Below are 25,336 nucleotides of genomic sequence, written 5' to 3' on the forward strand. Positions count from 1 at the left end.
CTTTTTTAAAGCGATCCATAAAACTATAAAAAAGAGGACATATACAATCATTCCCACCACAGTTGATTCCTGAGCATATTTTGTTGACAAATTTAGCAGTCCTTGTTCTTCTCCAATCTCTTTTATAATATCAAAATCTGCAAACTTCTCCATCCAATGTCTTAACTGCCATAGGTAATAAATGATTACAGCAAAATATATACCCGCAATTCCTCCTAATCCCAAAGTACAATTTTTCATAGATTTATTCCACAAAATTTTTTTCTTCGCAACACAGACATATAAAACAAAAATAATAGCACTTCCAAAAATAAGGATTCCCATTTCCATCATAAATGCTGTAACAATCAAATTTCCTGAAAATTTCGTAAAGTGTTCTATAATAGCGTCCAGCCCCATTTTTAAACATGCTGAAATTAAACCGAACACAACTCCAGTAAATCCAAGTTTTAAATAATTTTCATTTTCTATTTTAATAGCTAAATACAACATAGTGCTATAAAGCATCCACAAAATAAAAGATGCTATAAATAATTTATCAAAATACCCCCACGCCATATAAGGCACACCTACCAACCACTTTGAAAGCAGTCCAAATAAAATGGTTGATATGGTTACGATTGTTAAATTTTTACTATTTACCATTTGCCAAACCTTCTTTACTTATTTTGATAATTGCTTAGTGACATATTGCTTCATACTTTTTGATAAATTGTAAAGCAATATTATTCTCCTGTTTTTTTGTTACAAGTCACTTCTATCCAATATACTACATAAGCACATAAAAATATTGCAACTGGAATAAAAGATAACGGTTCAACATAATTTACAAGCTCTGATATGCCCGTAAAAAACGCATATTCTGTTTCAGACTGTGGGAAAATGACAGCATAACCATATGAATGTGATAAAAGTGTAATAATAAATGGTATTACAACACATACTGAAACTGCCATAATCGTATTCAAGACACCTAAAATAGTAGACTTGCTTGAATGTTCAAATATCTTCTTCTTTGAAAGAAACCACAATAAGATAAATACAATTCCGATTACAATAAATTCTCCAATTTGGTAAAAATTAAGAACGCTATTTTCTAATATTATTTCCCCATATCCGAGCATGGACTTTAAGAAAATTTTGGGTTGTAAACAAATAACCAACCCTAGAACTATATAGAGAACAAAAACAGCCATAGAAACATTCAGCATATTCGATTAAACCTCCTTTATAATTTCAGATTTATTACTCACATGATATCATATTTTTTCTTCATTTACATCCACCTAATTTTAATAAACTGCCATTCGGCTTGCTTCTGTAACCAGCATCCGGTTAATCTTCTCCTGCATTGTTTCCTTTGCATCTTCATTGAAATGATAACGGACAACATAGACTGTCTGCCCGATTTTCTTTGTAAATGTGTTCCCCTCTGTTTTTGTATTCATCATTTTTTCCATAATCATTTTTTCCTTTCTTTCCTGTGCCCGACAGAGAGAGGATTGTCTTTGTCCCTGCCGGAAGTTTATCTGTACACTGACAACATAAGTGTCAACATGGGGTTTGAAACTTTTTACTGGTTGTTTTTTTATTTTCCAAAATACTACTGGAAAGTTTTTTGAATGTTCTTGTTGACACCTGTAAAAAAAGCTGAAACGCCAGTAAATATAAGGGTTTTAGGTGTCAACAAATCTGTCAACAAGCGATAAATTTACAGAAGATTTGTAGCCTTCCGATATCAAAATCAGCCTTTCTCTCTGTCGGGCAGGTCAAATGGCAGCTCCAACTGTTCTGCCTTCGTCAGCTTCGTAAATCCGTCTTCGTCCGGTTCGTTGCCACCCTCTTCTGTTCCTTCCCTGACCCAGCTTCTCTGTCTGCCATATCCTTCCTTTGAAAATCTGTGGATTCCATCCCTCTTCCAGCCGGTGATCTGTGTATCCATAATGGAACAGATCTCATTTGTCTCGAATTTTTTCGGCTCCCGTTCAAAATGGTCAAAGGCTTCTTTCCAAATCTGGACGGAGCATACATGAGTTCCCTTGTAGGCATCTAGCCAGCCCTGAATCATTCCTGCCATCGTATCTTCCTGTGTGAACTGTTTCCGGTATTCACTGATCTTCTGTTCCATTTCTTTTGAGAATTTCAACAGACTGCTCTTATTCTCCGTTGACCAGTAGATTTCCATTGCTTCTGCCCATAGCTGGTCAAAATAGGCTCTGGCTTCTTTTTCATCATCAAGGATATGCTTCTCTGCCTTGCTGCTGTCTATGGCAATCGGCAGGAACCGTCTTGCCCCGGTACGGTCAAAGGGAATAAACTGCCTTGTGTTCGTTGACCCGGCAAAGATACACTGACGCTTCCGATCTTCCTCATATTTATCATAGGGATTCCGGTAAGTGTCTTTCTGCCTGGTCAGGAATGATTTGATCTCTTCATTGCTTTTCGCACTGATTGCTGCAATCATCTCTGACATTTCCATGATCCAGTGTCCCCGGAGATGCTCATATATCTTACTGTCGTTCAACTGTTTCAGGTCATCAGAAAACCAGTCATCATTCAGTGCAAGGAAACGGAAGAATGTGGATTTCCCGGCTCCCTGCTGACCTACCAAACAGAGCATTTCATCTGCCTTACAACCCGGACGGTAGATTCTGCTCAACGCTTCCATCAGGAAATGTTTCACAACCTCATAGACAAAATCCGAAGCATCAGCTCCCATATACCGTTGCAGTACATAACGGATTCTCTCCTGTCCGTCCCATTCCAGTTGTTCCAGATACTCACAGATTGGGTGGTATGCCCGGCTGTTGGCTTCTATGCGGAGTGCCTTATCCATACATTTTTCACTTGTGAGCTTGTAATACCGTTCAAAGAAATAATAAAAATAAGTCCTGCCATCATCGTCCAGTTTGCAGATTTCCTCATTCCACCAGAGTTTTTTCACAATATCAATCCTGCCTGTCAGCTTGTTGTACTTCATGCTCTCACGCACAAGCGGATCATTTCTCAGCACGACCATATAATTTCCTACCGTTGCTTTCGCAGTTCCCTTTTGTGTATATTCCAGCATCTGTTTCACTTCATCGACTTTACTTTTATCTGCCATCCGGAGCATTTCTTTCATGGCATCTTTCTGTTCTTTTGTAGCAATCTCCTTTATCTTCTCTTTCGCATTGCTCAATCTTCTCCATCTCCTTCCATTTTTCTTTGACAAGGACTTCCTTATCTGCCCTATCCCCGAAGAGCAAAATATCCAGATAATACTCAACAACCGTCAGTTCACTGAGAGAAATCATAAACTTTTCATTCCATTCTTCTGTCCATGTTTTTGGTGCATACTGCTCTTTCCATTCCAGAAGTAGGCTACGGTAATTCAGATATGCTCTCAGGCATCTTAGATATTTTTTCTGCCAGAGTTCTTCCGGTGTCGGCTTCGGCTTTTTTATTGGAACACGTCTCTTGTTCTGCAGTGATTCCCTGTCCTTGCCGGAATAAAGAATCCTAAAATCATCTGCCAGCTTCATAGCAGCATCTTTCAGTCCAATGCCAAACAGTTGTGCTGTAAAATCAATCGCATCTCCCGTACAGCCACACCCGAAGCAGTAATACCTCCGGTCAACTTTCATACTGGGTGATTTGTCATTATGAAAAATACAACGGATCAGTCCGCTCCTGTTGGGCTTCAATCCATACAATTCAACAGCCTGCCGGACAGTCACGTTCTGTTTTACTTCATCAAATAATCCCAATTCATTTCCTCGCTTTCTTATAACTGCTTCCCAAATCCGGGAATCACTTTTTACTCAAAAACAAAAAGGCACTTTGTCCTGTCCTTACGGAATCAACAAAATGCCCTTATAGTTCCAGATCACTAGAACATGATTTTCCTTTATTCAGTTGTTTTCTCTCTGCCTCTTCTCTTTGAATCTTTGCTACATTCTGTGCAAGTCTTTCCCTGATAGATGGCTTCACTTCTTTTTTGATTTCTTCTACAACAGCTTTTTTCTTCTCTGGCTGTTTTAACTGTTTAGTAATCCGTATGACCACTTTTTCCATTGCAGTTTCTATTTTTCTTATCAGCCCGTCCAGTCTTTTTATTGCATAATCCTTTTCTCTTTTGGAAGCCTTGTGTTTCGGATCCTGAATCCACTTTTTAGAATCTTCTGCCAAACGGATATCATCTCTTCTGGTAGCCAGCATTGCTTCTTTTGCTACTTTCTCCACTGCCTTGTCATAAGCTTCACTGGATACTTCATCAAGCAAGGTTTCCACATCTTCAATACGGATGGTAAGCTGTTTCAGTTCCTCTCTCTGTTCTTCAATTAGATCACCCTGCTTGAATATACGGTCTGAATTATTTGCAAATTCTGTATCCTGCTGTTTTATTTTTTCTTCCTGTGACTGAATAATTTCTTCATTTGCACGCACATACCTTGACTGTTTTGCAAGCTCCAGACGATTCTCGTTCACCTTATCAATCTGCATAAGAATTGTTTCCTGTTGATTCGCAATTTCTTCTTTCTGCTTCATACGGATATAATCTTGTTTTTCCAAATACTTTCTTCCACCATACGATGGTTCTTCATCAAGTTCCAGTCCGTGACGTTTACAGATATCTAAAAACATTGTCCGGCAGGCAGAATCAAAAACAACCTTGCGGTTATTTGTCTTTGATCTCTTCTTTTCTGGATCTGGAAGTTCAAATCCAAGTTCTTCCAATGCTGTTTCCTGTTTCGGCTCAATTTCTCCATATCGGTTTGTAGCATCGAAAACATGACGCTCATGAATATGAGGTGTTGCTTCGTCCATGTGTAGCGACCAATCAATAATATGCACGTTAGAGCCAAACCGCTTATCGAACTCTTTCTTAAACTCGTCAAATACTAAAATCAGGGTTTCCACAGAAGCATGTTCATCTATTGTTCCAAGCTGATAGATACTTTCTTCCGGACAGGTCTTTTTGTTTTTCCAAACATCTTCCACTTCTTTGCATCTGTCTGGGTGTCTGGCTTTCACATGTCTCTCATTTTGCTTCATAACGTAATTTCCATAATGCTCTTCATAGAATGCCAGCTCAATTTGTTCAAAAGAAAAATTATTCTCTTTTCCCTGATCTTCCATTGTGGTATATCCCTGATAGCAATCCCAGTAAATATTTTGCCGGACTCTTTCATTGTCGATATGCTCACTGTGTTCCGGATTAAATCTCCGATCATTATGAAGCGGATTGTAAACTCCATTTTTCCCAGATCTGCCATTATGCCTTGTTCCTTTCATTTCACATTTCTCCTTTCTTTCAAGTTGTTTCCCCGAAGGGATTGCAGCGAAGCTGCTTAAAGGCTCTGTCGCCGTTACAGATAGTACCCAGTACCATATGGCGAAACGCCATATCACTGGGCAATGGCTGCCGCCCTTAACCTGCTAAGGGCTTCGCCCCTTAACCCCAGCAAGGTGCTGCCTCCCTTTGCAATCCAGGCACAAAGGACTTCCAGTCCTCTGTACTCCCGGCAGACAAAACGTAATTCCTGCCGCTGTCCCTTCGGCATGATCTCCGTTCCGTCTGTTTTTCAAAAATCCTCTGCATCGGATTTTGTGGAAATATAATAATAGACAAAATAAAAGGCACTAACTTTTTACGGTTAATGCCATTTCCTTTACTCATTCACATTTTCAAATGCTTCCTGTGTATTTGAGAGTCCCATTCCTTTCACTGTTTCAGATAACTGCGATAGCTGTCTATCACAGAATCTGTAACACCGTTTTTGTACACTTTTCGGATATCAACAATTTTTTCATCTTTCAGTGCTTTCAGCCAATCCAACAAATCTTTTCTGCTGTTTACAAAATTACAGCATCTTCCGTCTGCATATTCAATCCGGTATCTCATAAGCCCCTCCTACACATACACCAATTCATTTAAAATGATTTCATCTACCCGGCTTCTCACATTGTTTGCCCGGCGAACCCATTCCATTTGATCTCTGCTTTTCAATTCCTCTGTAATACCTTCCTGTTCCATGATCTGATTCATGAGAAAATCTCTGTATTCTACGCACTGCTCATTTAAGTCTGCAAGGTAAGTCCAGAGTTCCCCAGTCAATGTCAGATAGGAATATAAGCCACCTTTGTAGTCTTTCAGATAGTTTCTGTGAAGGCTTCCATAAAAGCCAATATCACACTTTTCTTCCGACACAGCGATCAGTGGCAGATAGATTTCCCCGACAAGGATATAATCCAGACCATTGCTGTCATCGTGAACGATTCTTTCTAATTTACTCATGCTGATGCAACTCCTTTCTTCGGTTCTGCAGGTGGAAGCAGTGATACCGGAACGAACACACCCTTTGCAATATCTTCCTGACGGATTTTCTCTTTTTTTGCATCCATTTCAGCTTTCTTTTTTGCTTTTGTCCGTTCATAGTATTCTTGCTGCTTGCCACTTGCTTTTCTTTTCAGGTAATTCTGATGAAGCCTGTCTTTTCTGGCTTCCCGCTTCTTCATTTCTTCAATTTCCTCTGACGTCATTTCCACCTCACCGAAATGTGGCGGTAAATATTTTCCAATGAAATTAAAATAGATTTCCACTTCCTGAGTTGTCTCAATGCTTCCTTTTCGGTCACGCTCATGAACCACAATCTTTTCAACAAATTCGTTCAGCATGTAAGTGGTCAATTCATCAAAGTTTTGGTATTTATCAACCAGAGCAATAAACTTCTCCGCTGATCTGCGACCTTCTTCATAACCTGATAATTCAGCTTCCATATCTGCAATTTCTGCCGACAAATCTTTCTGTTCTTTAGAATATTGTCCGTCAAGAATCGCATAACGTTCATCTGGCAGCTTGCCAAGAATATTGTCCTCATAGATTCTGCAGATCAGTTTTTCCAGTTCCTGCACACGCTTTTTTGCTTCTGCTAATCTGCTTTTCAATCTTATGATCTCACTGGACTGCTGTGAAGTCTGTGCTTTTTTTACTGTCTCCAAAAATTCTTCACGATTCAACTGTGAATACTCCGCAACAGCCTTTAAAAGTTCCTTAATCAGCTCCATAACCACATCGGCATTAATTCTGTGCTGTGTCTGGCAGAGTGTTCCAACCGGAACTTTAGAATATGCAGAACAGGTATATTGTGGAACTCGCTTGCCATTATTTACCCGATGAACATACATTTTGGAACCACAGTCTGCACAATACATCAGACCTGTCAGTGGGTGGGCTTCTCCCCATCCATCTGGATACCTTCTCACATTGCTTCGGATTCTCTGCACATTGTCAAAAGTTTCCTGATCTATGATTGCTTCCTGCGTGTTCTCAAACACCGTCCAGTTATCCTCAGATACATAATGGCTTTTCTTATCCTTGAAATGCTTTCTGGTCTTGAAGTTCACTGTATGACCAAGATACTCTCTTTTCTTTAGAATACCGGCAACAGTAGAAGAGCCCCAGCCATAAGGATCTTTGATTTCTTCTACTCTGCCTTTCCATAATCCGGCATCTTTCTTTGCCATATGAACCGCTGGTATCTCAACCTTATCCTCTTTCAGTGCCCTGGCAATCTGATATGGTCCGTATCCATCCATTGTCATGTGAAAGATTCTCCGTACAACTACAGCTGCTTCTTCATCAACGATCCATACATTCGGATCATCCTTGTCTTTCAGATACCCATACGGTGTTGTACTTGCCACATGCTTGCCGGATTTCCCTTTCGCCTTGAAAGTGGATTTTATCTTTTTACTGGTATCCCTTGCATACCATTCATTCATGATATTTCGGAATGGAGTAAAATCATCGTCCTCCCGGAAGCTGTCTACATTCTCGTTGACTGCAATCAGGCGGACATTTTTCTGTCGCAGCAACTCCATATATTGTCCGACTTTCAGATAATCTCTTCCCATTCGGCTCATATCTTTAATCAGGATCGTTCCGACTTTCCCTGACTCAACTTCTTTCATCATGGCAAGAAAGCCTGGACGATCAAATCTTGTACCGGAGATACCATCATCAGTAAAATGAACAAGATTGGTAAATCCATGTTCTTTTGCATATTGTTCCAGCAGTTTCTTCTGATTCGAAATACTGTTGGATTCTCCGTTTAATTCATCATCACGACTAAGACGTTCATACAACGCTGTCATGAATCCTTGTTTCTCTGTCATAGTCAGATGCCCTCCTTCCTTTGTTTATTAAATTCCTGTTCTCATCCCATATCCGTTCCTGTACCGGGTGCTGATGTTTCCGGGACGTATTAACCAGAAAAGACACGCTGAATGCCTATTCAGTTCTGGTATCACTATGGGCAGGCTGTTTCGTTTTCAAAGTTCGTGTAAGAAGTAAAAAAGTTCTTTACACTAAACGAAATGCTCAGAGGTCTTTTTACAGCCCCCTTACTACATTTTTTTGATTTCGTGTCATCTTTTTAAAGTTCCTTACACAATCTCTGTACTGACGAAACAAAATACGGACATGTTTTAAAATTGTTTTTTACAAAATACAATTTTGTTCTTTAAGGTAAAAAAATAAGCCTCAAGAGACTTTTTAATCATTTTGGAGCTCCAACTCTTTAAAATTGATTGATTAAGAAGTCTCTTCAAACTTACTACACCGGCTGCCAGCTTATATTTCTTATACTGCCGCACTGCGAAGTGGTTTGGCTTTTCCGATTCCAGTGCATCAAACATCAGGTCTACGGGATTTTTGAACTCCTCGTCATCCTCCCGGACTTCCATGGCGTTGATGAACTCGATGAGGGTGGAGAAGTTTTGCTCCTCCACCGGAGCTTCATAGTGGATATATCCGATCAATGCGCAATACAGCAATGTTTCCGCCTTGACCCAGAAATCGTCTCCGGCCTTGCCCTCGCCTTTGGTATTAGCGATTAGCGTTGTCACCAGCTTCAGAATATCCTTTTCCGAGTGGATGTCGGGTAAGAGACTGGCATTGCTGCCAGCCCCTCCCCTAAGAACCGTACGTGACAGTTTCCCGTCATACGGCTCAAGCCTATCGTAAGGCCTCGTGTAAAACGAAACCCGGCTCAAATCAAGTAGTCCGGCTCATGCAGATTTCGATGACACCAGGGATGTACCATAATAGCAGGCCACTTCCTGTTGTTTTCGGTGATAAAATGCGTCTTAAATCCTGTTTCAGATGTAATTCTTTCTCCGCATACAGGGCAGCACCGTTTTTGGTTGTTCCAAATTTTAACGAGTTTTTCTCGTCCTTTGGTGCTGTTCAGCATTCTTTCCCCGTCACGTTCCTCATAATATCCCGTCCATTTTTTATCGAATGGGTTGGCTTCGGCGGTGATTTTCTTGAATCGGATGATTTTAGTATTTGCCGCGTATTCCAGCTTGAGGTATTTTTCATCGAAATCTTTACCGCGGAAAGCAGGCTCTGCTGCAAACGTCCACGTCCGGTTATCAATATGGTGCCAATATTTGTTGGCAATCCATTTCCTACCTTTTCGTTTGTGTCTGCGGCAAGCCCACTTCCATAGGCACTCGAAAATCCTGTGGTCAACTAATCCAAAAATATCCGCAGAAACTACATAGCGGTGGTAGTTGACCCAACCGCGAATCACAGGATTTAGTTTGCGAATGAGCAAGTCCTGCGTGGCGGTTTTGTTCTCCTTAACAATAGTCCGCACTTTTTTGAGGAAAGCTTTTACTGCATTCTTTGACGGCTTTATAAGCAATTTTCCGTTGTATTTCCGAATGTTCTGCCCAAGAAAATCAAAGCCGTCGCTGATATGTGTAATCACCGTTTTTTCCTCTGAAAGTTGCAGGCCGCGTTCCGCCAGAAAGTCCTTGATAAGCGGCATAACCTCGTTACGCAAAGTTTCCGGGCTTTTCCCGGTGACGATAAAGTCGTCGGCATATCGCACGAAATTAATCTGGTCGTAGATGGTTTTACCTGCCACCGTCCGTCTCATCGGGAATCTTTCTTTTAGAATCCGCTCCAGACCGTCCAAGGTCATGTTCATCAAAACTGGCGATATTGTGCCGCCCTGTGGGGTCCCTTCCTCTGTCGGAAAGATTTTTCTGGTTTCCACAAAGCCACATTTCAGCCATTTTTCGAGCATTTCCTTGTCCATTGGGATATTTTTTCATTAACCAGCTATGACTGATATGGTCAAAGCACCCTTTAATATCTCCCTCCAAAATCCATTGAGGCGAATCGGCTCTGCACAAATCGTTAAAGCATTGCCCGATGGCATCGTGTGTGCTTCTTCCAATTCTAAAGCCGTAGGAGTTCGGGTCTGCCAGAGTTTCTGCCAATGGTTCCAGTGCAAACTTATATAATGTCTGCATGGCGCGGTCTGTCATCGTTGGAATACTCAGCGGGCGTAATTTTCCGTTTTTCTTCGGGATATACACCCGTCTGAGAGGTTGGGGCTTATAGCCCCGGCGTTTGAGTTTGTCAATCGCCTCGAATTTGCCTTTTGGCGTTTTCCATAATTCATGGTCTACACCAGCGGTATTTTTGCCTTTATTACTTGTCACACGTTTCACTGCCAATGCCTTGGCATAGAAAGAGTGCGTCAACAGCCATTGCAGAGTTTTCACTTTGCTGTAATGACCGTCTTTTTGAGCCTTTACGATACGCATTTGCAGCTTTTTAACATAGGCCTCCGCTTTCTTCCAATCAATGGATTCCCAGCTTCGTGCCCTGTCAGCAGGCGCACACAGTTTCCTGTTCATTTGCAATTCCTCCTCTCAAAAGTTCTGTAAATTCTCTCGTAAAGATAGACCTGCTGGAAGTCAGCCCGCTTTCGCGTGGGATGCTGTTTCAATCCCTATCCGTCCTCATTACAAGGTCGGCGTTCGCTTTTTCCAGCGTTCCTTACCCGCGTTTCTATCGGCTTTCCTTGCGGTCAGCTTTCCGAATATACGGAGAGAGCGCGGGCTTAACACGTTTCACGTAATCAACCGTGTAGGTTAGGTGCCGCCTATCCGCCGGCAGTCATGTTTGTCCATGTGTTCCCAGCTTACAGGAGAACATCCGACTGCACACCTTTTGGTTCAGGCCTATCAGCAACTTTAGCCTGGTTCCCGCTAACGACGTTTAACAGCGATTTACTTACATTCACCATACTACACAAGCCAAGCTCCCCAGCCGGACGTTGCTTCCAGCTTTTCGCCTCTGCCTCGAGGTTTCGGCTTAACCCTTTCGGGAGGGCTACCTTTTCTCGTCATGCTGCCTCACGGCCGTTGCCAGCCGCTTCGGTGACGATAGGCTACTGCTAATGGAATAACAGGTTCGGTCAGCGCCGAACAGTTTAATTACGCGACCTCGTGTCGCGCGTATGCAAAGGGGTTATAGTGCATGGACTTCTTGAAGTTGATGGTATTTAGAACCTTGATGCGGTAAGGCTCATAAATGACCTTGCCATGCTTATCCTTCATGGGCTTTCCGTCCTTCCCCAGCTTGGGCGCACCCCTTTGGAGCATTTTTCCGCACTCCACCAAAATGGTTCCCTTCGGGTCAGTCACGACGTAGCTGCTGTGCATCTGCATCAGGTTGGGTTTCAGCCAGAATCGGGTCTTACCGGAACCGGAGCCGCCAATCACCAGTACATTTTTGTTTCTGGCAGTCTTGGGGTCCTTGGGGCGACTGTTCATGGTCAGGCTCTCCGTTTTCGTCAGAATCACATTGTTCTGAAATACAGGATCAACGTAAGGTGCAATATCCTCACGGGTTCCCCATGAAGCGTTTTGTCAAGTGCTTTTTTGAGTTATTGACGCAAATTATCGTGAAAGTGCAAAGTGCAAAGGGTCTGCGTTTTGCACTTTCAGCTTGCGGGTTCGGGTGGCTGCTTCTTCTTGATGAAGTTGTACCATTGACCGCCGACACGCCTTGCGCCTAAAATGCCGCCCATGTTGCGCTTGGCGTTCTGTACCGTCCTTTCGGATATTCCGGCTTCGGCTGCGGCTTTTACAATGTCCTCGCTGGCAAGCTCTTTCCCGTCTGCAAGCAGGTCAAGTATCAGCCTTTCGGCTTGCTCGGTCTTGGTGGCGGTGTTGCCGCCCGCGCCGGACAGCAGCTCGTCAGCGGTGATGTCGTATTCGCCTATCCACGAAAAGCCCGTTTCCGGGTCAAGGCAAAAGGCAACGGGCTTGCCCTCCGGCGCAAGGGAAGATTTGTCATGGACGATAACGCGCACATTCGGTTCTCGCTTCACGCGCCCGATCAGCAGGACGCTCCTTGCTGCGGCGCGGAAGTCGATAGAACCTAAGCCCCGGTATGCGCTCTGCCCTCCGGCAGCTTTGTTGAGATGTCCGATAAGGATAACGGCGCACCCGGTACGCTCGGCAACATCGGCAAGGCGGCGGAACATGGGGCGCACTTCGTTTGCCCGGTTCATGTCGGTTTTTCGCCCATGTACGCCTGTATGGGGTCAAGGATAATCAGACGCGCCCCGTTCTGCGTGATTGCCTTTTCTATGCGCTCATCGGACAGGGTAAGCTCCCGCTTGGCTTCATCAATCACAAGCACCCGGTCAAGGTCGGCTTCGGCTTCTATCAAGCGGGGCTTGACGGTATCGCCCAGCCCGTCCTCGGCGGTCTGGTAAATCACTTGGAATGGCGGCAAGGGCTTCATTCCCGGCAGCGTTCCCCCGGTGGTGCAGGCGGCGGCAAGGCGTAGGGCAAAGGTGGTCTTGCCCTCGCCGGGATTGCCTTGCACAATGGTTACTTTCCCAAAGGGGATATACGGCTCCCATAGCCATTCAACGGTCTGTGTGTCAACCTCGCTCATGCAGATAATCTCAACGGTTTCTTCCTGCGGCGGCTCTTTCAAGCCATAGACAGCTTCCCGCAGATATTTCCCGTCTGTGATTTCTGCCCGGTGCTGCAATACCTCGTTCCAGTCCTTGAAAAGAGGGATAAGCCGGTGAACGGTCAAGCCCTCCGGCACAAGCTCTGCAAGGCGGCTACAAGCGTCGTTTCCGGCTTCGTCGCTGTCAAGGCAGAGAAAAACGGTCTTGATGTTCGGACGGTCAGAGAGAAAGCGCAACAGGGCTTTTTCTCCCACGCCGCCCAACGCCAGATAGCTTTGCTTCTGCCAGTCCTTTTTGAACAGGCAGAGGGAAGATAAGAGGTCTATCGGGGCTTCAAAGACAAACAACCTTTCGCCCTCGCCACGGTAGCAGAAGTTAAAGGCCTTGTCGCTGCCTTTCACATCAAGCCGAAAACTCCCGGCTGTGCCGCGCTGATGGGCGTATCGCGGTATGCCGCTTTCATCTCTGCCGACGAATACGGCGTTATGGTGGGCGGCTTCCTCGTAAATATCCCCGGTGGAAAAGAAAAAGCCCGTCACATCTTCATCAATACGGCGGGCTGCTGTGAGGTAGTTCCTCGCTATGCGGTTGTCGGTGCTGCGGGGTGGCAGTCGGAAGTCGGATAGGGGCGCGGGGCTTGGTCTGTCCGGCGGCGGGGCGGCTCCTTTTTCGCCTGTCAGCAGTTCAACGGCTTCGGTGAAGCTCTTGCCGAAAAACTCCATGACAAAATCAATGGGTGCACCGCCCTTACTCTGGCTGTGCCTGTACCATTTGTTTCCCCGGACGGTCAGGCTGTCGTGCCGCTTCCAGCGGTATTCATTTCCGGCACGGGTAAGCTGCTCGCCCTGTGATTGCAGGAAAGAAACAAGGTCGGCTTGTTTGGCGCGGTCTATCTGTTCTTGGGTGTAATACGTAAAAGTTCAACTCCTTTCAGCGGTCTATATCATGCCGTTTGGTGCGGCTCTGCGTCTGCTCCGGTTGGTCGGCGCGGAGTGCAATATCCACGCACCTGCGGATTTTTTGAAGCTCGGCAACCTCGGCGCGGGTTTCTTTCAGTTTGGTATAATCGCCGTCCCTTTGTGTTTTGAGGTCAGCATATTCCTGTTCCCATTCCGCAATAGGCAAGGTCTTTGTTCCTTTCGGCAGATTTGCATGGAGATAGCGATTTGCTGCGTTCCATAGGGTCAGCTCGGCGCGGTGGGCTTCCTCGTACTTGTCGCGCTTGTTTGTCCAGCCGTTTTGCAGCTTTTTCAGTTCATCGTGAATGGGCTTGTACTCTGTGTAGTTCTTCCCGTATTCAATTAACTTTTGTAGCTTCTTCATGCGTTCCTCGGCGGTTTTCATTCCTGCCCGGATTGAATAGGCTCTATCACTGACAGAGGAAAGAGAAGCGTCCAGCTCGTCAAGATTAGAGATGCCATGCTCGGAGAGATAGTTGACCGCTGCCGCTATGGTTTTCAGTTCATCGGCTGTGTGCTGTTGTTGCCAACGCTGCGAATACTTCCGGCTCTTTTCTCTCTGAACGCTCAAATACTTCATCAACAGATTTGCAAGGTTGGGAGATTGCGGCGGCTGCTTCGGGGCGGTTTCCCACACTTTGAACAGGTCGGCAATCCATTCTTTGAGCTTGCTAACCTGCGCCCGGATTTCCCGTATAAGGCGGTTTGCTTTTTGGATATTTCGGTTCAGTTCGCCTTTCTCGGTGGCTACACCTTTCTTCTCCATTTGACAGGCGGCTACGCCCATATGGACGGTCGGTATTTCGTCAATGCCGCGCTCGGCGTTACTGCGGTGGTCGATACGCTCCGGGCTTCCGGCACGCTCAAGATAGTCGTTTGAAATATCAGCCCATGCCTTGCGCCAAACAAGCGCATTCTCTTGGCTGTTCCAGCCCGTGAGGTCAACCTTGTGCGTCTTATATCTGCCGCTTGGCAAGCAGATACGCTCACCGTTTTCATCAAGGTCATATTCCTTTTTGGACTTTGCCGCCCACGCGCCGCGCTCGTCAAGGGGGCGCATAGTCAGCATGATATGACAATGGGGATTGCCGCTGTCGGTGTCGTGAATGGCAAAATCCACACACATTCCTCTGGAAACAAATTGAGAGGAACAGTATTTCCGGACAAGCCGGATCTGTTCCTCTCTGGATAATTCTATGGGGAGTGCTGCGTCAATCTCACGCGCAAGCTGGGCGTTCCCGGCTTTCTCGTAAAGCTCCACGCTGTTCCACAAGGTTGAACGGTCAGAGAATGAGGGCGGCGCGAGGGGCGGCAGCATGATTTCTGTATGGACAACGCCGCCTTTGCGAGTGTAGTCATGGGTCATTCCGTCCCATTCGTTTGTCAGCTTTTCGCCGCTTCGGTAGGCGGCGGCAACGGCTGATTTGCCTTTTCCTCGGCTCACAATGCCGATGTTCCAATGGTAAATGGCTATGGGTATCACCTCCCGGATAGGATGATAAAACCCTCAAAAATGGTACAGACGCCAAAGGCGGGTGTACTGTTTTTGTGGGTGTGCAGGGATAGCCGCGAAGCGGCGCAAGGGGTGCAGCCCCTTGTTGCGGCAAAGCCGCCATATCGGAGCGCGGGGAAATCTCCCTGTGCGGAGATAAGCCCTCGGCAGAGCGCACACGCCCGTAAGGGTGTATAAGTGCGCCCTTAGTTCCTAAGGGATTTTCAGCTTGTCGTTTCCTCGGCTCGTTTTTTCAAAAACTCCTGTGCTGGCTCGCTCGTCAGGGCAAGCCGGAAAAAGGTCTGCGCATCCTCGTCCGGCATGGCAATAAGCTCCGGCACAAGGCTTTCCATGAAGCCGCCGCGCTTGCAAAGCCTGTGGTTTCTCGCCTTGCGTTCCTCGACGGATAGCTTCTGCTTGATGATTTTCTCCCGGTTCTCAAGCTGCCGGATTTTCTTCTTTCCGTCCTCAATCTCGGCTTGCAGCTCCTCGCGGGTTTTCTCTCTTGGCTTTGTCATGGTTGGTCGCTCCTTTCTGCTCATAAGCATAGAAAAAGGACAGTCGATTTTCTCGGCTGCCCTTGTGGGTGGCTATTCAATTTTAGTCTGCTGTTTTCAAATATATAAAATAGCTTGCTGTTCCGCCATAGCCATTTTCAGTATTCCATTCAGCTGTTACTTCATAAATATATCCGCCCAGTTTAAGAGTGAGTACGTTTCCAACAATAGTTACATCTTCGCTGTTTGCAGCAGGCTCTCCCCAATGTTCGTCACTCCAGCACTGCACACTTAAAATTGTATCTGGGTCTTCTGTAAATCTTAATGTAGCTGTTGTTTCTGTTGTTTCAAATGGCGGGGACAACAGATCCTTGCACTCTAACGGGTGTGGGCTATCAGCTATTGTGCTTTCAGCAGTTCCGTCAATATTTGTTTTTTGCCACGAATAAGTTCCTAATACTGCACCGATAGCGGTTTCGTCACTCACAACGCTTAATGTGGGCGGTTCTTCCAAAATTATATTGGCAGTCCCAGAGTTTAGTAATTCATTTGCATAGTTGTTGAGTGCTTCACATGGCTCATATTTTGTCTTATAACCGATACCGTCAATGACAATAAATGGGTTATACGCCATAATATCTGTTTGTGTACCGTCTACCATAGTCAAGGTAAAAACAACGCCTTGTCCAGCATACTCTGTGTAAGAATTATCCTCATTATAGACAACAACATCATTCAAATATTCAACTAATTCTTGGATATTTTCAATCTCAATCGTTTTGTCTGGCGGTGTTAATAACACTTTAGCGGAAACAATCTGCGCTGCGTCCAAATCCTTATACGGTTTTTTCCCCTGTTGTGAAAAAAATACGATTACCGCGATACCTACTAAAATGATACAAGCTATTGCAATCATCAATCTCTTTTTTCTCATGGAACAAGCCTCCTGTTCTTCTCTGTTACTTGTATAGATGAAAAAATTGAAAGGAAGTTTCACTATCTATAAATATCATAGCACATGGTTATGAATAAATCCACCTCATTTCAGCCTGTCAGTGGCCTTGTTTTCTCTGGCAGACCGCCGCGCAGCTTCCCGCCGTTCCTCGTTGTATGGGGCGGTCAGACGGAAAGAGAAGCGCCCCTTTGCAATCTCAAACTCCATGCAGCCCGTTTCGGGGTCTGCGTCGGTCTGGCGGCACTGGTCGGGGTGCTGTCTGGTGTAGGCGGCAAGCCGCTTCTTTAAGTCGGTGTTGTGGGTGCGGATATGGATAAGGGGGTCTTTCTCGTCAAACCAAATATCGGTGGTCTTTTCCTGCTTCGTAAGCCCTGTTCTCATGTAAGCTCCTTTCTGCGCCCCTGTTACGCAATAGGGGCATTTTTCGGGTGTTTTTTCCGGCTCTTGACTTGGGGGAAATGAGAATTTTCAAATAGAAACCGTCCAGACAGGGAATGGTTCGTCGGGGCGGCTGTTATCGCAAGATTTCCGTTTTTTCCGGCTCTTGACCGTCAGACGCAGATAAACGCGAACTGTCGGCAAGTACCAGTTTGAGCAGCTTGTCGCGGAACGTTTCTGTGCTGCTGTGATTGAAAAACAACTCCGCAACAATGGTCTGCCCGTTCCTCTGGGTTGTGATGATACTGTCGGGGGTCTGTTCTGCCATAGGCGGCTCCTTTCTTTGGGCGCAAAAGAGGGATTTCCCGTAGTTCGGAAAATCCCTCTTGGTTGACGGTTATTCTGTTTTACTGTGTGGGCTGTGCGGCGGCAGCCTGTGCCTTTCGCCTTGCCCGGTATTCCCGCGCTTTCATGCGGTCATACTCCCGCTGCTTTTCAAGGTTTCGCGCCCGGTACTCCCTTGAATACTGCCGGTGGTATGCGCGGCTCTTTTCCTTTTTGGCTTCTTCGATTTCCTCCCGCATTTGCCGGATTTCCTGCTCGGTCGGCTCTGCAAGCTGTGTCACTTCATTCTCAAACTTGCCGATATAATTGAAATATATGCTGATGTGCTGGATTGCGTATCTCGCCCTTTTCTGGTCGCGCTCATGCACTTCAATCCGGCTGATAAACTCGTTGAGAATGGCGGGGGTCAGGTCGGTAAAGGCGGCATGGCGTTCCGTCAGCTTCAAAAACTTCTGCGCCCGTCCTCCCGCGTTCTCATAAGCGGATAGCTGCTCTTGGAGCGTGGCAAGCTCCGCTTTCAGCGCATAGTATTCTTCCGAATACTTCTGCGACATTTGCTCATAACGGTCTTGCGGGATAGTGCCGAGGGCGTTGTCCTCATAGAGCTTATTCAGCACCTTGTCAATCTGTTCAAGGCGCGTCGTGATTTGCGGAATACGCTTCTGCTGCTTTTTGGTCTAGTCGGTCTGCTGCATGGCAAGGTTCTTTTTCACTAAGGCTTCAAACTCCGCCCGATTGCTGATAGAATAGTCCTCGATTTTCTTCAGCACTTCTGCGATGGTCTGCATGAGCAAGTCCGCGTCCATGATGTGCGGGGAATTGCATTTCAGATTTCTGGCTTTCCCCTTGTGGTACTCGCTGCAATAGGCAACATGCCGCTTGCCGCCGTTTCGGTAATCTATACGAATGTGCATTTTTGCGCCGCAGTCCTTACAGAAAAGCAAGCCGGACAGAGGGTGGATTTCCCCGTCCCCGTTGGGGCGTTTGACGGGTGCGTTTTCCAAAATCCGCTGTACGGTTTCAAAATCGCTGCGGCTGATAATCGGCTCATGCACATTTTCTGTGATGTGCCACTGACTCCGGTCTACATAGTGGTTATGTTTATCTCGGAAATGCTTTGTGGTCTTGAAGTTGACCACATCGCCGCAATACTCCTGCCGTGTGAGGATATTGGTCAAGGTGACTTTGTTCCACTTGCAGCGGTTATCCTCGTTGAGCGTCTTATTTTTACAGGTTCCCCACCCGCGGTCTTTCATGTAGAAAGTGGGGGTTGGGATTTGCTCCTGTGTCAGATATATGGCGATTTGATTGCGGTTCTTCCCACCGATAAACAGACGGAAAATCAAACGGACAACCTCGGCGGCTTCTTCGTCGATTATCCAAAAATCCTTGTCGTCCGGGTCTTTGACATAGCCGTAAGGGGCTTCGGTGACAATCGGCTTTCCACTCATGCCTTTGGTCTTAATGCCCGTTTTCACTTTCTTGCTGATGTCCTTTGCGTACCACTCCGACATGATATTGATAAAGGGCGCAAACTCCAATGTGTCGGGCTTCTCGCTGTCAATGCCGTTGTTGACCGCGATAAAGCGCACATTGTTCCGTCTGAATATCTCCATAGCGTTTCCGACTTGGAGATAGTCACGCCCCCAGCGGGTAAGGTCTTTCATAATGCAGACACCGATTTTCCCGTTTTCCACATCGTCCATCATGCGGGAGTATGCGGAACGGTCAAAAAACCTGCCGCTTTCGTCATCGTCGATGTAGTGCCGGATATTCGTCAGCTTTAACTGTCTGGCGTAGCTTTCCAGAAATTTCTTCTGATTCTGTATGCTGTTGCTCTCGCCGCCGTCCCTGTCCTCGTCGCCCACGGAAAGGCGGGAGTAAAGGGCTGTAATTTTGCTATAATCAGTCATGTGCATAACCTCCTGTGCGTCCATGTATGTGTCATTTACACTTAAAATTATGCACTCCAGCGGGCCGAACCATATTCCAAACCATGTCGATATTTCTTGGCGTTCTTGCTTTTAAGATACACCGCCAGCCTCAGACTGCCTCCACAACACAGCCCTACCAACAAGTCCAATGGATGCAGGCTTGGCCAGAAACTTTCCAGCGCCCCAGGCAGAACCGCAATCAGCGAAAGAAACTTTTCTGAAGCATCCGCCCCTTTTGCCATTCGCCATGCCTCTCCAAAATTGGTAGCAAACAGTCCCATCAGGATATACGGCATATTCAGCAAAATGAGCTTTTTGATGTCCAATGTCTTTTTCATCGTTCCAGCTCCTTTCGCTTGGTGCGATCCACCACAGCATTTTTAACCATCTCTTTGAACTGGTTAAGTTTTGCCAGTACGGACGAGCGCTCTGTTTTCGTTGCCTTTTTGACCTTTTTGTTGGTGTACTCTGTAAAAGCTGCTGTCAGAGCATCTGCATCACGGCCTTTGAAAAAAATTAGGTACTTTGGCGGAGAACTGCTGCGGTCCTTTTTCACCGCATAATCCACACCATATTTCCGGGCGATTTTCTCAAACTCCTTGATAGAGGGGTCTGTGATCTCAATGTTGGATATTCCCTAATTCTGCCCGACAAGCTGCTTCACAGTCTGTTTTCCATGCGGAACAACCGGTGCATCACGGCTTCTCTGTTTTTCCAGCTTCTTTTCCTTGCGATGTGCCATGTACTTGCTTATGGCAGCCTTTAACATTCTGCCGGTAAACTTTGTTCCACTGACAACCAGCGTCAAAGTTCTGTTTTCCACTTCTTCCTGCATTTTCTCGCCTCCTTTCCACGAAGTTTGCAGGGAATCTCTTTTTTTGCTAAGGCGGAACCACCAGCCGCCGCAGAAGATAACGCTTCATACCGCCCTCCTTAGCGTAACTGGTCAGAACGGTCATAGTGCAGATTGCCCTGACGTACCTTTGCGTGGCTCAAAATCTTAATCTGCCCCTTTTCCTGACTATCCAGTGCTTTTTCATAACCGGTATCCGACAGGAACAGGCGGGTTCGTTCGCCTTTCCAGCCAACAGGGGAATCGTTCGTCAGCACATCAAAAATAATCATGTGCCGGGTGTCCTCCGCAAAACGCTGGAGATCCATATATCCATGACCGTGATAATTCTGCGCTCCTGCCTTTGCCCGCATTTCTTCCATCAGCTGCCCTATGGTCTTTCCCTCAGACATCATGCTTGCTCCTTTCTCCCGGCAGTTCCGGGCAATAAAAAAGCGACCATTTACCAGCCGCCATACAGATCGTGATTTACTTGTGAGGTGTAATGATTGCTTATCGTGGTCGGTGCATTGAACAGAACGGTCAGAAGATACTGCTTCATGTTACGAATTTCCGTGGTGTTCTTCTGTAAACAGTCCATGACAAACTCAATGTGCGAGTTATCCAGCTTCAAGAATCTGGAACGAACGATTTCATGCGGAAAATCACTTCCTGCAATACGGGTGGTCTTTCGCTTTGCACAGACCGTTTCCACGATTAGCTCCACAATCTCATCCAAATCCTCCCGATAAGTTTCATACTGCTGACACAGGTATTCATACCCGATATTCTCCTGAATCAATTCCCGATAACTCTCTATCTCTGTGAGTGACATCGCATCCCTTCCTTTCCGTTCCGGCAGACAATCTGCCGCGCAATCCCGGAAGGGAATGGAATCGGTACTTGATCCATAAATATTTTGTTTTTGAGTATTTGATTTCTCTATATTTAATTCTGCGGGCTTTTCCGTATCCGGTTTATCCATATACGGGTTTTCCGTATCTGGTGAATCCGTATCCGGTTTTCTAAGCTGTGGCTGCTCGTATATGACATACTCTGTATCGCTGATGCGTCCCTGCCGGTCACGCAGCTTGTGCCGCACAATGTAACCGGCAGCCTCCAATTCCCGCAACGCAGCGCCTATGGCATCCACGCCCTCCTTACAGATCTTTGCAAGACCACGGGTGGTGTAATTCCAGTCCTCTGGCAAAGATAACATCATGGAAAGCAGTCCCTTGGCTTTTAACGACAGGTTTGCATTTCGTAAATGATGATTGCTCATCACGGTATAATCACGGGTCCGTTCAATGCGAAAAACGGCCATCGACCTCACTCCTTCCGAATTTTGGGTACAAAAAAACCACAATCCTAAATCAAAGAATTGTGGCGTTCAACTTTCTCTATATTTTCTTGTGCATTTCTTTCCCGGCTTAAAGTCGAGGATGTGTCCCTCAACAACACGGGCATACCGCTTGATTTTGATTTTCCGGCGCTGATGATCTTGGAGAGCGTTCTAATAGCTGTCCTCTGCAAGAAACAGACGCATTTCATCACCTCTGCTCCCGTAAGCACTGCACGGATGGAGAACAACAAATTCAATCATCCATCGGGTGCTGTCCTTAAAGCGTTCCACAGCAAGAATGTTATGTCCTTTCAGCTCCCTTGCTAAAATATCTTTCATAGGCGGCTCCTTTCATCGCTCCTGGTCTCTCTGACGTTTACGCTGCCATTGTTCCAATAGCTTGATAATGGTCTTCTGCATCCTGGCTGGTGTGTAGCTTCTGGGAAAATACTTCCGCAGAGTGTCAGAAGTAAAAGTAACCCTGTCCAGCAGTTCGGGAATCAGTTCTGTCAGTCGAATAAATCTTTGAACCTGATTTCTACTTGACCCCGCCTGTTGTGCCAAAATTTCGTCAGCCCGCAACTTCGTCCCAACTTGGGACGAAGTTAAATCCACTCGCTCTCCCTGATGCAAGCACGATAGTCACTTTCCTCCTCGCCATGACAAAAAGCACCCAGTTATTTGTTACTGAGTGCCTGCATTAGAATCGTATTTAATTGTTCAGATTTGGTCAGATTATGCCAAACCCTCCAGCGAAAAATCCGGTGTCTGAGAGTGCCAAATCACCCTCAAAAATACCCCCGAAATTGTTCTCTGGTTGTCCTATTTTTTAACCACTAAGACCGTTTTTTGACCCCATTTTTGCCGACTGTCCTATATTTAACCACTAAAAATCGGGTGAAAACGGCTCTCGTTTGGTCAAATGAGGTCAAACTATATCAGCCTGTTTAGGTATAAGAAAACCCCGGAAAACCTTGATTTTCCGGGGTTTTGTAAACCTTTTGATATAGTCTGAGCAGTCGATTATCGCTTGCTGAACTGCGGTGCTCTACGAGCTGCTTTGAGACCGTACTAAACATCTCTATGGTGCGTTTTTCCTTGATATTACGGGCTTTTTCGCATTTTCTGTTGTCGGTTGTCCTATTCCTTAACCATAGAAATCGGTGATTTTTCATCGAAATTCTCCTGGTTCAAAGCATCATTCACTACCTCGAAAAGTTCCTCTGGTTTATTATACTTGACCCTCGCGTAAATGTCCATAGTTGTCTTACTATTCTCATGCCCTGCCAAATACTGAACTGTCTTAGGGTCAACGCCCGCATAGAGCAGATTCGTGATGTAGGTATGCCGCAACAAGTGCGGTGTTACATCGAAATTCAGGGTATAGCGAATCTTGGGATTGTTCCTCTGCGTTGTTCCTAATGTCGGCTTGACGGTATATTTAATGCTCTGTCCATTCACATATTTATAGTAGGCTCTCTCTTTTGCAGAACGAACAACTACATACTGCCAAACTCTTGTAAACTGAGAATAGGAAAGCGGCTGTCCCTCGCTGTCGGCAATCACATACTCCGATATGGAATTTGCTTTTGCTTCCCGCAGACAGTCCACCAGACACTTCGGAATGGGAATATCCCTTTTTGCTGCTTTTGTCTTTAGGACGGTAGAAATCACCGGCCTGTTATGCTCTGCACGCCATGCACGTCTCACAGAAATATATGGGGTGGATTCATCTATGAATACACAGTCCCATTGCAATGCAAGAATTTCTTCCCGACGCAAGCCGGAATACAAACCAATCATAATAAAAAGATATGGCGGAAGCTCTTTCACCGTATCCAGCAGAATTGCAACCTGTTGATCTGTTAAGGCGTCTTTCTTTTTCGATGCTTTTCCGCCCTTTGCTGAAATTCCTACACACGGATTATCGGTTATCAGCTGACTGCGCTCTGCCGAATAAAACACACACTTAATCAGCATATTTACCGTATCATACAGTCCTTTCGATTTTTGAGACAGCGGAACAAGCGCCAGACGAATATCATCCGCAGTCACTTCCTCCATATACATATCTCCCAGAGAGTTAATGACATAATTCTTCATATTCTGTCTGTATCCTTTTATAGTAGCCGTAGACACTTTTGCTGACTGCATCAGCAGCCATTTCTCACAATACTCGGCAACCGTTGGATGCTTTCGGTGAAAGATGATCTCCTCCACCTGTCTCCGGGCCTCCAACTGCTTTTCATATAATTCTTCACAGGTGGTCGCATATAAGCTGACCTGCTTTCCATCGGCATCTGTAATTCTGGTTCTATAATACAGTGTTCCTTTTCTTGTAACCGTTCCGTACTCTGGAACGCTTTGTTTTTTCTTAGCCATACAAATCTTCCTTTCCTGATAATGAGGGTTCCTAAATTCACACCTTCGTTTTATCAGAAAGCACCCACTTAATCAAAGATACGGATTATGTAAAACAAAGAGCGAGACATCCTTGCCTCGCTCCAGCTTTGTTTCCTGCTCTTTATAATTGTTATGCCTGTGCTGCATCCCACTGGGCAAATGCACCACCCATTGTTCTTACCAGCTCATCCGGTCTGTTGTATTTGACCTTTGCGTAAATATCCATCGTAATTTTACTACTCTCATGCCCCGCCAGGTATTGAACCGTTTTCGGGTCCACGGACGAATGAATCAGATTCGTAATGTATGTATGCCGCAGCTGATGCGGCGTCACTTCAAAATCCAAACTGTAAATCACTTTGCCGTTATGTGCTGCCTTTTCACCGAGGACCGGCGTAACCGTGTGCTTTACACGTTTTCCATCCTCGTAGCGATAATAGAAACGCTCCTTGACTGTTCGGGTTACAATGTACTGCCAGAGCCGCTTGAACTGTGTATAGGACAGCGGATCACCATCCCGGTTCGGCACTACATATTCTGACTGTGAATTAGCTTTTGTCTCTTTCAGACACTCTGCAAGGCAAACCGGCAACGGAATATTTCGTTCCGCAGCTTTCGTTTTCAGCTCGTCCAGAATGACCGGCCTGTTATTTTCTGTATGCCATGCCCTCCGTACCGTTAAATAAGGGTAATCCACATCCAGATATACAGAATCCCATTTCAGGGCAAGAATTTCTTCTCGTCGCAATCCTGCATACAGCCCCAGCATCACAAACACATACGGTGGAAGCCCCTGAATAGCATCCAGCAACCTGGCAGCCTGTTCATCCGTCAATGCTGCTTTATCCTTTTTCGGAACACCTCCGCCTTTGGCTGTAAGGTAAATTGTTGGGTTGGTATCAATAATCTTACTTTCCTTTGCTGCCCGGAAAATGGATTTATATAAGATAACCACCGACTTATATACCGAAGCAGATTTTTCGGAAACAGGGACAAGTGCAAGCTGAATATCATCCAGTGTCACATCTGCCATCCGCATCTGTCCCAGTTCTTTTATAATGTGCCGTCTGACCTTTGATGTGTAATCTATCAGCGTAGTTGCCCGCACGTGAACCGACTGCATCAGAAGCCATTTTTCACAGTAGTCTGCAACCGTCGGGGATTTCCGGCAGAATGTATCGTTGTCAATCTGCTCTATCGCTCCCAACTCTTTATCATATAATTCTTCCGGTGTTCGCGCATAAAGAGCTACCAGCTTTCCATCTGTGTTCTGAACTCTCGTTCTGTAATAATCTATGCCGTTAAGCGTAACTGTACCATATTGTGGAATTGCTCTTTTTCTTTTTGCCAATTCCGCCACCTCCTAAGAATATACTCCAGCGCTGTATCTATGTTTTATCAGACCATTATGATTTCGACA

The 25,336-nt window shown here is 45.7% G+C and carries 20 protein-coding genes and 9 pseudogenes; all 29 read right to left on the reverse strand.

The window, feature by feature from the left end; genetic code table 11:
• Positions 1–645: hypothetical protein (locus tag DWW13_RS13560; RefSeq protein ID WP_118720336.1), on the reverse strand; the 645-nt coding region annotated here is incomplete at its 3' end.
• Positions 646–725: 80 nt separating this feature from the next.
• Positions 726–1,211 carry a hypothetical protein gene (locus DWW13_RS13565; protein ID WP_117682908.1) on the reverse strand — a complete coding sequence of 162 codons (486 nt, stop codon included), beginning with the start codon at positions 1,209–1,211 and terminating at the stop codon, positions 726–728.
• An 81-nt stretch (positions 1,212–1,292) separates the two neighbouring features.
• A complete protein-coding gene (locus tag DWW13_RS13570) occupies positions 1,293–1,460 on the reverse strand; it encodes a transposon-encoded TnpW family protein (RefSeq protein ID WP_080786840.1) in 168 nt (55 codons plus the stop codon).
• A 284-nt stretch (positions 1,461–1,744) separates the two neighbouring features.
• Positions 1,745–3,181, reverse strand: a complete 1,437-nt coding sequence (locus DWW13_RS13575) for a virulence-associated E family protein (protein ID WP_242995464.1) — start codon at positions 3,179–3,181, stop codon at positions 1,745–1,747.
• Entirely contained in the window at positions 3,096–3,749 is a 654-nt protein-coding gene (locus DWW13_RS13580) for a CHC2 zinc finger domain-containing protein (RefSeq protein ID WP_158568532.1), read from the reverse strand. The genes DWW13_RS13575 and DWW13_RS13580 overlap by 86 nt, the downstream gene beginning before the upstream one ends.
• Positions 3,750–3,855: 106 nt before the next feature.
• The gene (locus DWW13_RS13585; RefSeq protein WP_147345089.1) at positions 3,856–5,121 is read right to left on the reverse strand and encodes a serine/arginine repetitive matrix protein 2; all 1,266 of its coding nucleotides are present in this window, start codon (positions 5,119–5,121) and stop codon (positions 3,856–3,858) included.
• A gap of 269 nt (positions 5,122–5,390) precedes the next feature.
• On the reverse strand, positions 5,391–5,546 hold the full coding sequence (locus DWW13_RS18875; RefSeq protein WP_158568533.1) for a hypothetical protein: 156 nt from the start codon (positions 5,544–5,546) through the stop codon (positions 5,391–5,393).
• A gap of 161 nt (positions 5,547–5,707) precedes the next feature.
• Positions 5,708–5,887, reverse strand: a complete 180-nt coding sequence (locus DWW13_RS13595; RefSeq protein WP_055261479.1) for a hypothetical protein — start codon at positions 5,885–5,887, stop codon at positions 5,708–5,710.
• A 9-nt stretch (positions 5,888–5,896) separates the two neighbouring features.
• Complete coding sequence (locus DWW13_RS13600; protein ID WP_117682911.1) at positions 5,897–6,280, reverse strand: TnpV protein; 384 nt, start codon at positions 6,278–6,280, stop codon at positions 5,897–5,899.
• Positions 6,277–8,160, reverse strand: a complete 1,884-nt coding sequence (locus tag DWW13_RS13605) for a recombinase family protein (protein ID WP_117682912.1) — start codon at positions 8,158–8,160, stop codon at positions 6,277–6,279. The genes DWW13_RS13600 and DWW13_RS13605 overlap by 4 nt, the downstream gene beginning before the upstream one ends.
• A gap of 417 nt (positions 8,161–8,577) precedes the next feature.
• Positions 8,578–8,922: pseudogene (locus DWW13_RS13610) on the reverse strand (type IV secretory system conjugative DNA transfer family protein); the annotation flags it as partial.
• Positions 8,923–9,035: 113 nt separating this feature from the next.
• A complete protein-coding gene (locus DWW13_RS20190; RefSeq protein ID WP_243004538.1) occupies positions 9,036–9,761 on the reverse strand; it encodes a group II intron maturase-specific domain-containing protein in 726 nt (241 codons plus the stop codon).
• Between the two features lie 12 nt (positions 9,762–9,773).
• Positions 9,774–10,701 (reverse strand): annotated as a pseudogene (locus DWW13_RS20195) (reverse transcriptase domain-containing protein); the annotation flags it as partial.
• A 591-nt stretch (positions 10,702–11,292) separates the two neighbouring features.
• Positions 11,293–11,715, reverse strand: a pseudogene (locus DWW13_RS13620) (type IV secretory system conjugative DNA transfer family protein); the annotation flags it as partial.
• 77 nt (positions 11,716–11,792) lie between these two features.
• A pseudogene (locus tag DWW13_RS13625) lies at positions 11,793–13,672 on the reverse strand (AAA family ATPase).
• Between the two features lie 37 nt (positions 13,673–13,709).
• Entirely contained in the window at positions 13,710–15,221 is a 1,512-nt protein-coding gene (mobQ, locus tag DWW13_RS13630; RefSeq protein WP_118697188.1) for a MobQ family relaxase, read from the reverse strand.
• Between the two features lie 233 nt (positions 15,222–15,454).
• Positions 15,455–15,748, reverse strand: coding sequence for a DUF3847 domain-containing protein (locus DWW13_RS13635; RefSeq protein WP_055228717.1), 294 nt, complete (start codon positions 15,746–15,748; stop codon positions 15,455–15,457).
• An 82-nt stretch (positions 15,749–15,830) separates the two neighbouring features.
• Positions 15,831–16,661: a hypothetical protein gene (locus tag DWW13_RS19440; protein WP_070103256.1), complete on the reverse strand. Its 831-nt coding sequence runs from the start codon at positions 16,659–16,661 to the stop codon at positions 15,831–15,833.
• A gap of 105 nt (positions 16,662–16,766) precedes the next feature.
• Positions 16,767–17,063 carry a hypothetical protein gene (locus tag DWW13_RS13645; protein WP_055228716.1) on the reverse strand — a complete coding sequence of 99 codons (297 nt, stop codon included), beginning with the start codon at positions 17,061–17,063 and terminating at the stop codon, positions 16,767–16,769.
• 133 nt (positions 17,064–17,196) lie between these two features.
• Entirely contained in the window at positions 17,197–17,388 is a 192-nt protein-coding gene (locus tag DWW13_RS13650; RefSeq protein WP_006060444.1) for a transposon-encoded TnpW family protein, read from the reverse strand.
• A gap of 79 nt (positions 17,389–17,467) precedes the next feature.
• A pseudogene (locus DWW13_RS13655) lies at positions 17,468–19,318 on the reverse strand (recombinase family protein).
• A gap of 56 nt (positions 19,319–19,374) precedes the next feature.
• A pseudogene (locus DWW13_RS13660) lies at positions 19,375–19,677 on the reverse strand (recombinase); the annotation flags it as partial.
• Positions 19,674–20,174: pseudogene (locus tag DWW13_RS13665) on the reverse strand (PcfB family protein). The pseudogenes DWW13_RS13660 and DWW13_RS13665, both read right to left, overlap by 4 nt.
• Before the next feature lie 98 nt (positions 20,175–20,272).
• Positions 20,273–20,584 carry a DUF5720 family protein gene (locus DWW13_RS13670; RefSeq protein WP_008728385.1) on the reverse strand — a complete coding sequence of 104 codons (312 nt, stop codon included), beginning with the start codon at positions 20,582–20,584 and terminating at the stop codon, positions 20,273–20,275.
• 50 nt (positions 20,585–20,634) lie between these two features.
• A complete protein-coding gene (locus DWW13_RS13675; protein WP_007886611.1) occupies positions 20,635–21,495 on the reverse strand; it encodes a DUF6017 domain-containing protein in 861 nt (286 codons plus the stop codon).
• Between the two features lie 66 nt (positions 21,496–21,561).
• A pseudogene (locus DWW13_RS13680) lies at positions 21,562–21,852 on the reverse strand (DUF5720 family protein).
• 12 nt (positions 21,853–21,864) lie between these two features.
• A pseudogene (locus DWW13_RS13685) lies at positions 21,865–22,143 on the reverse strand (ParB/RepB/Spo0J family partition protein); the annotation flags it as partial.
• 510 nt (positions 22,144–22,653) lie between these two features.
• Positions 22,654–23,895: a tyrosine-type recombinase/integrase gene (locus tag DWW13_RS13695; protein WP_055195314.1), complete on the reverse strand. Its 1,242-nt coding sequence runs from the start codon at positions 23,893–23,895 to the stop codon at positions 22,654–22,656.
• 151 nt (positions 23,896–24,046) lie between these two features.
• The gene (locus tag DWW13_RS13700; protein ID WP_118720340.1) at positions 24,047–25,267 is read right to left on the reverse strand and encodes a tyrosine-type recombinase/integrase; all 1,221 of its coding nucleotides are present in this window, start codon (positions 25,265–25,267) and stop codon (positions 24,047–24,049) included.
• Between the last annotated feature and the right edge of the window lie 69 nt (positions 25,268–25,336).

The sequence above is a fragment of the Blautia sp. AF14-40 genome (assembly GCF_003479665.1).
In the GTDB taxonomy this organism is placed as follows: Bacteria; Bacillota; Clostridia; order Lachnospirales; family Lachnospiraceae; genus Fusicatenibacter; species Fusicatenibacter saccharivorans.